Genomic DNA, 7,640 nt, shown 5'->3' with positions numbered 1-7,640 from the left:
CTGGGGCACGGGCGCGACGCCCGGCCTGCTCCCGGTGCGGGCGGCCAACCCGGCTGCCAGCCCGCGGTAGCGCTGGGCCACCGCGGGCCACAGCAGTTCGGGTGCGTGGGCAGCGGCGGCACTCGCCGGCCGCACTGGCCGTTGCGCTGGCGGTCCGCGACGTGCGGATCCGTGACGAGGCCAACGACCGCGAGATCGTACGCGGCGTCTCGTTCGACCTGCGGCCCGGCCAGACGGTCGGGATCGTGGGGGAGTCCGGCAGCGGCAAGACGCTGACCTGCCGCGCGATCCTCGGCATTCTGCCCGAGCACTTCGCCGTGTCCGGCGGATCGATCGAGATCGCCGGGCGCGACATCGCCGGGCTGACGACCCCGCAGTGGACCGACCTGCGCGGGTCGACGATCAGCGCGGTGTTCCAGGACCCCGCGTCCTACCTCAACCCGTCCATCAAGGTGGGGGCGCAGATCACCGAGGTCATCCAGGTCAAGTCCGGGCTGCGGCGGCGGGCGGCACGGCGGCGCGCGCTCGAGCTGCTGACCGCGGTGCACCTGCGCGAGCCCGAGCTCGTCTACGACCAGTACCCCTACGAACTGTCCGGTGGCATGCTGCAGCGCGTCCTCATCGCCACCGCGATCGCCGCCGGCCCGCAGGTGCTCATCGCCGACGAGGCGACCACCGCGCTGGACGTGACGGTGCAGGCCGAGATCCTCGACCTGCTCGCCGACCTGCGGGAGCGCACCGGGCTCGCCCTCGTCGTCGTGTCCCATGACCTCGCCGTCGTCGCGCAGGTCTGCGACGAGGTCCTGGTGATGCGCGAGGGTGAGGTCGTCGAGCGCGGCGCCACCGCGGACGTGCTCTACCACCCGCGCCACGAGTACACCCGGCTCCTGATCGCCGAACACGAGCAGTACGGCCTGGATCGCTACCTGGACGATTCGAACGACCCGGGCTCCGCCGAGCAGCGCAAGGAGCTCGACGGTGTCCACTGACGACCGTCCGGTCCTGCAGGTCGATGACCTCGAGATCCACTACGGGCTGCGCCGACGGCGGCGCCGGGTGCTGCACGGCGTCTCGCTGTCGGTGGCCCGCGGCGAGACCGTCGGCGTGATCGGCGAGACCGGCTCGGGCAAGTCGACCTTCGCCCGCGCGGTGCTCGGCCTGGTGCGGGCCTCCAGCGGCCGGATCCTCATCGACGGCGAGGACGTGTCCCGCTACTCCCAGCGGCAGTGGCGCGCGCTGCGGCGCCGCGGCGTCGTCCAGTACGTGTTCCAGGATCCGCTGCGCAGCCTCGACCCCGACCTCACCGTCGAGGAATCCCTCATCGAGCCGTTGCTCGTCCAGGGGGTGGCCCGCAAGGAGGCAATCGAGCGCGGTCGCAGCTATCTCGCGCGCGTCCGGCTCGACCCGGAGCTGTTCGGCCGACTGCCCGGGGAGCTCTCCGGCGGCCAGCGCCAGCGCGTCGCGGTGGCGCGCGCCCTGGTCACCGAGCCCGCTCTGATCATCCTGGACGAGCCGGTGAGCGCCCTGGACTCCGCCAACCGCGTCGGTGTACTGGAGATCCTCAAGGAGCTGCGCGACACCGGCGTCGCACTGGTCTTCATCTCGCACGACCTCGGTTCCGTCGCCGGCGTCGCCGACCGCATCGCGGTGCTCTACCAGGGCGAGTTCGTCGAGGTGGGGGCCGCTCGCGCAGTGATCAGCACCCCTCGGCACCCCTACGCGCGCCTGCTCGTCGGCTCGGCACCGACGCTGCGTTCCGCCGCCACCCGGGCGCAGCGGGAGGCACTGCGCGCCGAACTGCACGCCCAGCCCGATCGGGTCCAGCCCGATCATGCCCAGCCCGGTCACGTCCGCGCTCACGCCTGACCGATTCCGCGGAAGGGAACCCCGACATGACCCGCACGCTCCACCTCGCCCTGAGCGCCTACGGCGTCGGCGGCCCCGGCCAGCACGGCCTGTGGAAGGACCCACGCGTCCCGGCCAACGCCAGCGTCGACATCAACTACTACATCCGCCAGGCGCGGACCGCCGAGCAGGCGCTGTTCGACGCGTACTTCATCGTGGACAGCCAGTTCATCAACGCCGGCTACCCGGCGCACTACCTCAGCCGGCTCGAACCGCTGACGCTGCTGTCCGCGGTCGCGACGCACACCCGCCACATCGGCCTGATCGGAACGGCGAGTTCGACGTACAACTCGCCGTTCAACCTCGCCCGCCGGTTCGCCTCCCTGGATCACATCAGCGGCGGGCGCGCCGGCTGGAACGTCGTCACCAGCTTCGACACCGGGACCTCGCGCAACTACGGGCTGGACGAGCACCTCGACTACGCCACCCGCTACGGCCGCGCGCTCGAGGCGGTCGAGGTCGTGCGCGGGCTGTGGGACTCCTACGAGGAAGACGCCTTTCCCGCCGATGTCGAGCGCAACCTTTTCCTCGACCCGACGAAGCTGCACGCCCTCGACCACGTCGGCGAGCATTTCAAGGTCGCCGGGCCGCTCAACCTCTCCCGGTCGCCGCAGGGCCAGCCAGTGATCTTCCAGGCCGGCGTCTCCGAGGAGGGCCGCACCCTGGCGGCCCAGGTCGCGGAGGGCATCTACGCCCCCGGCGGATCGCTGGCGGAGTCCCAGGCCTACTACCGCGACATCAAGCAGCGGGCCGCCGCGCTCGGGCGCGATCCCGACCATGTCGTCATCCTCGTCGGCGCCAGCCCCGTCCTCGCGGCCACCGACGCCGACGCGCACCGGCTTTCGCGCGACATCTTCGAGGCCGACAACGACTTCGACCGCAAGCTCGGCTTCCTCGGCCGCAGCTTCGGTGCCTACGACTTCAGCGGGCACGATCTCGACGCGCCGTTCCCCGACCTCGCGCACCTGGCCGAGAAGGGCGGTCGCACCCGCGGCCTGGAGATCGTCCAGCATGCCCGCGAGGAGGGGCTCACCCTGCGCCAGGTCGTCGAGACGGTGACCGAGTACACACCGTCGCCGTTCACCGGCGCGTCGGACACCGTCGTCGACGCGATCGAGCAGTGGTTCTCCACCGGTGCGGCCGACGGCCTGAACCTGCGCTTTCGCACCCACGACGACCTCGAACGCTTCGTCGCCGACGTCGTCCCGTCCCTGCAGAAGCGCGGCCTGTTCCGCACCGAGTACGCCGGTGACACGTTGCGGGACAACCTCGGCCTGCCGATCCCGGCCAACCGTCATGCGCGCGAGCACGAGACCGCGGCCGCACAGGCCTGAGGAGGACCTCGATGACTGAGTATTCGGCCGATCAGGCTTATTCGGCCACGGGTGGGCGCGACGTCCACACCGTGCACTTCCCCACCGCCACGCCGCCGACCGAGGTCGACGTGCTGATCGTCGGCGCCGGCCCGGTGGGCCTGTCAGCGGCCGTCGAGCTCACCGCCCGGGGGGTGCGGGTCGCCGTCGTCGACCGCGCCCGCACCGCCACGCTGGTCCGGGCCGGCGCGATGGGCCACAGCCCGCGCACGGTGGAGCATTTCCGCCGCTGGGGCCTGCTGCAGCGGATCCGCGACGAGTGGACCTTCCCGCCAGAGTGGAACCAGGGCATCCGGCTGGTCACCTCGCTCGTCGGCCATGAGCTCCTCGCGCCACACCGCCCGTCCTTTGCGGGCTCGTCCGGCGGTCGCCACTCCGCGCAGGAGGCGCTGCGCCGCCCGCAGAGCGCCCTCCAGCAGGCCTTCCTCGACCACCTCGACCGGCGCGGCGTCGGGGTGGCCGGCGGCTGGCGGCTGGTGGCGCTGCGGGAGAGCGTCGACCGGATCGAGGCCGATGTGCTCCAGGAGGACGGCGAGCCCGGCGCGCGGCGCACCATCCGGGCCCGCTACCTGCTCGGCGCGGACGGCGGCAGCAGCACCGTCCGCCGGCTCGCCGGCATCGAACGCGACGGCGACCATGCCACCGAGAAGCGGCTGCGGCTCATCGTGCGCACCCAGGACATCTCCGACCGAGTTGGCCCGGCGCCCAGCGGCACCAACATCGTGTTCAACCAGAACGCCGCCGGCTTCCTCGCCGCGGTCAGCACCCGCGAGTGGCGCGTGTACGCCGGACCGTATCCGCTCGACCACACCCCCACCGAGGCGGAGCTGCTCGACGGCGCCAGGGCGGCCTTCGGGTTCGACCTCGACCTGGAACTGGTCTCGTCGACGACCTTCTACGACGCCACCCGGATCGCGCGGACGTTCCGCCGCGGGCGGGTGCTGCTGGCCGGCGACGCCGCGCACGTGCGCACCCCCGGCGGCAACCTCGGCGAAGGCTTCGGCGATGTGGTCAACCTCGGCTGGAAGCTCGCCACCGTGCTCGCCGGCCAGGCCCCCGAGGAGCTGCTGGACTCCTACGACCAGGAACGCCGCCGGCACAACTGGCGGATCGCCGACCACGCCCTGGAGCGTTCGCGGCGCTCGCACGCGCTGTTGGCGGAACTGCGCCAGCTCGGCATCCCCGACGACGCCGATGACAGCCCGCAGGCCGAGGCGCGCCGCGCCGAGATCCGCGCCCGGATCAGCCAGGGCGCTCTTGGCGCGCCCGGCGCGACCTTCGATGAACGCTACGACGCGTCGTCGGCGATCTGGTACGAGGACGGTCAGCTTGACGTCGAACCACCGTGGCGCGCGGACATCTACCAGGACGACCCGCGACCGGGGCACCGCGCGCCGGACGGCCTCGTCGATCCCTACGGCGGCACCCTCTACGACCGCATCGGCAACGGCTTCGCGCTGCTCGTGCTGTCCGCGGACCGGGAGGTGGAGCGGGCCTTCACCGCCGAGGCGCTCGCGCGATCGCTGCCGTTCACGGTCGTCCACCTCACCGACCCGGTGGTACGCGTGCTGTACGGCGCCGACAACGTGCTGATCCGCCCCGACCAGCACGTGGCCTGGCGCGGCGCCGAGCTTCCCGCCGGCGGCGCCGGCGCCGGCGGCGTCCTCGACCTTGTCCTCGGCGCCGGCCAGCTCACCGGCGACGACCAGGTCTCTGCGGTGGACCGGAAGCCGGTGGTGGATCAGGGCCTCCCGGTGCACAAGGGCCTTGCAGCGGACCGGGACCTTGATTCCGAGGAGGTCGCCGTCCCGACTGGCGTCGACCTGGCCGGCGTGAGCGCGTCCGCCCGATCCTGAAAGGCGTCAAGATGACCGATGAAACGTAGCGCGCAGGCCCCGCCCTTCAGGGCGGGGTTAGCGCGTCAACTCCCACGCCAAGGTGACAGCGGCACGGTGTATTCTGTCAACTATGGGGAGTCGGGTGGTGAAGCGGGCGTACCGCTACCGCTTCTACCCGACCCCACAACAGGCCGAACAGTTGGCCAAGACGTTCGGTTGTGTGCGCTACGTCTACAACCGGGCGTTGGCGGAACGCCACCGGGCGTGGGTTCAGGAACAGCGCCGGGTCAGCCATGCCGAGACGGACAAGATGCTGACGGCATGGAAGCGGGATCCGGACATGTTGTGGCTCGCCGAGCCGTCGAAGGGGCCGTTGCAGGCCACTTTGCGGAATCTCCAGACGGCGTACGTGAACTTCTGGCAGAAGCGAGCCAAATACCCGACCTTCAAGAAGAAGGGAAAGACCGCGGACTCGGCGACCTACTTCCGGAACTGCTTCACGTTCCGGAACGGCATCCTGACGCTAGCCAAGCAATCGGAGCCGTTGGACATCGCCTGGTCTCGGCCACTGCCGGAGGGCGCGAACCCGTCGCAGGTGACGGTGTCGCGGAACTCCCGTGGCCAGTACCACGTGTCGATCCTGGCCGAGGAGACGATCGAGGCGCTGCCGCAGGTCGACGCGCAGGTGGGGGTGGACGCCGGGGTCACGTCGCTGCTGGCCTTGTCGACGGGCGAGAAGATCGCCAATCCGAAGCACGAAAGGCGCGACCGGGAGCGTCTCGCCCACGCGCAGCGGGTCCTGTCGCGGAAGGCGAAGGGTTCGAAGAACCGGGCGAAGGCGCGGCTCAAGGTCGTGAGGATTCACGGCCGGATCGCGGACCGTCGCCGCGAAAACCTGCACAAGATCACGACTCGACTCGTTCGCGAAAACCAAACGATCGTCGTCGAGGATCTGGCCGTGCGGAACATGGTCCGCAATCACAGTCTTGCCCGGTCGATTTCGGATGCGGCGTGGCGCGAGATGCGGACCATGTTGGAGTACAAGGCCGGCTGGTACGGCCGCGACGTTATCGCGATCGATCGCTGGTATCCGTCCAGCAAGACGTGTTCGGCGTGCGGGGCGATCGTGGAGAAGCTGCCGCTGAACGTCCGGGAGTGGACGTGCCGCTGCGGCGCGCACCACGACCGGGACGTGAACGCTGCGAAGAACATTCTGGCCGCGGGGCTCGCGGTTGCTGCCTGTGGAGATGGAGTGAGACCGTCTCGCTCCTAGAGCGGGAAGGTGTCTGTCTATGAAGCAGGAACCCGTATCGCGAGGTCCGGGAATCCCCTCCCTTCAGGGAGAGGAGGATGTCAACGATGCATCCGTCACCGCCGTGTCCGCCACCGGCGGGTCCGCTTCGCCGCGCTTCCGGCTCGGCTTCCTCACCCACGTCCAGGGCCCCGGCGACCTGACGGCCACCTATGACCACGCGCAGGAGCTGTTCGTCGTCGCCGACGAACTCGGCTTCGACGTCGGCTGGGTGGCCCAGCACCACGTGTCCCTGGGCGGCGGCGGGCTGCCCTCACCCTGGACGTTCCTGGCCTACGCCGCCGCGCGCACCCGGCGCATCCGGCTCGCCACCGCCATCACCATCCTGCCGTTGGAGGATCCGGTCCGGCTGGCCGAGGACGTGTCGGTCGTCGACACGCTCAGCGGCGGTCGGGTCGAGATCGGCGTCGGCAGCGGTGGCAGCGAGCTGGAGTACGCCGCCTTCGGCCGGGACGTCGGCCGCCGGCGCGAGCTGACCAGCGAGGGGCTGGCGGTGCTGCGCAAGGCGCTCGCGAACGAGGAGGTCGGCGCCCCCGGCTTCACCATCCAGCCGCCGGCACGGGACTTCACCGACCGGATCTGGCAGGGCGTCTTCAGCGGGCCGGGTGCCGAGTACGCCGCGGCCTCGGGGTCGAACCTGCTGCTCAACCGCGCCGCCTACGGGTACGACGAGCCCACCGACACCGTGCAGCGGCCCTGGGCCGACGCGTACCTCGCCGCCTGGAACCAGCCGCGCCGGCCGCGCATCGGGCTGTCGCGGTTCATCTTCCCCGCCGCCGACCGGCGGACCGCGCTGGCCCAGATCGGGCCGCACGTACTCGCGGCCGCGCAGCGGTTCTCCGAGCACGGCGCCTTCCCGAAGGGAATCGACACCGACGAGGCGCTCCGCCGGTTCCACTCCTTCTACGGCCACCCGGACGAAATCATCGCGCAGTTGCGGCAGGAGCAGGTGCTGCCGGTTGCCACGGACCTGATCGCCCAGTTCAACCCGGCGGTCGTCGACCACGACGTGGCGATCCGGGCGCTCGAGCTCATTGCCACCGAGGTCGCGCCCGCCCTGGGTTGGCAACCCGCATCCTCTGCCGCGTCCGCACTGGCCGGAGTCTGACCGGGGAAAGGTAGCCCGCTGGCCCCGTCGTCCCAGGCGGGATAAGGCCGCGTACCCACATGTGATCAAGGAGCGGCCTCCAAAGGCACCGCACTGTCCCCCCC

General features: G+C 71.0%; 6 protein-coding genes. All 6 read left to right on the top strand.

Going from position 1 to position 7,640, the window contains the following annotated elements:
• Positions 1-161 precede the first annotated feature (161 nt).
• The 6 genes from NBZ85_RS24325 (at position 162) to NBZ85_RS24300 (ending at position 7,536) form a co-directional block, all read left to right on the top strand.
• Entirely contained in the window at positions 162-989 is an 828-nt protein-coding gene (locus NBZ85_RS24325) for an ABC transporter ATP-binding protein (protein WP_261559342.1), read from the top strand.
• The gene (locus NBZ85_RS24320) at positions 979-1,866 is read left to right on the top strand and encodes an ABC transporter ATP-binding protein (protein WP_261559337.1); all 888 of its coding nucleotides are present in this window, start codon (positions 979-981) and stop codon (positions 1,864-1,866) included. Before NBZ85_RS24325 ends, NBZ85_RS24320 begins: the two co-directional genes overlap by 11 nt.
• Positions 1,867-1,892: 26 nt before the next feature.
• Complete coding sequence (locus NBZ85_RS24315) at positions 1,893-3,239, top strand: NtaA/DmoA family FMN-dependent monooxygenase (RefSeq protein WP_261559338.1); 1,347 nt, start codon at positions 1,893-1,895, stop codon at positions 3,237-3,239.
• 11 nt (positions 3,240-3,250) lie between these two features.
• A complete protein-coding gene (locus tag NBZ85_RS24310; RefSeq protein ID WP_261559339.1) occupies positions 3,251-5,134 on the top strand; it encodes an FAD-dependent oxidoreductase in 1,884 nt (627 codons plus the stop codon).
• A 124-nt stretch (positions 5,135-5,258) separates the two neighbouring features.
• Entirely contained in the window at positions 5,259-6,389 is a 1,131-nt protein-coding gene (locus NBZ85_RS24305) for an RNA-guided endonuclease InsQ/TnpB family protein (RefSeq protein WP_498041260.1), read from the top strand.
• A gap of 19 nt (positions 6,390-6,408) precedes the next feature.
• The gene (locus tag NBZ85_RS24300; protein ID WP_261559341.1) at positions 6,409-7,536 is read left to right on the top strand and encodes an LLM class flavin-dependent oxidoreductase; all 1,128 of its coding nucleotides are present in this window, start codon (positions 6,409-6,411) and stop codon (positions 7,534-7,536) included.
• Positions 7,537-7,640 lie beyond the last annotated feature (104 nt).

The organism is Frankia tisae (genome assembly GCF_025403405.1).
Taxonomy (GTDB): domain Bacteria; phylum Actinomycetota; class Actinomycetes; order Frankiales; family Frankiaceae; genus Frankia; species Frankia tisai.
This window is presented reverse-complemented; position numbering and strand designations above follow the sequence as displayed.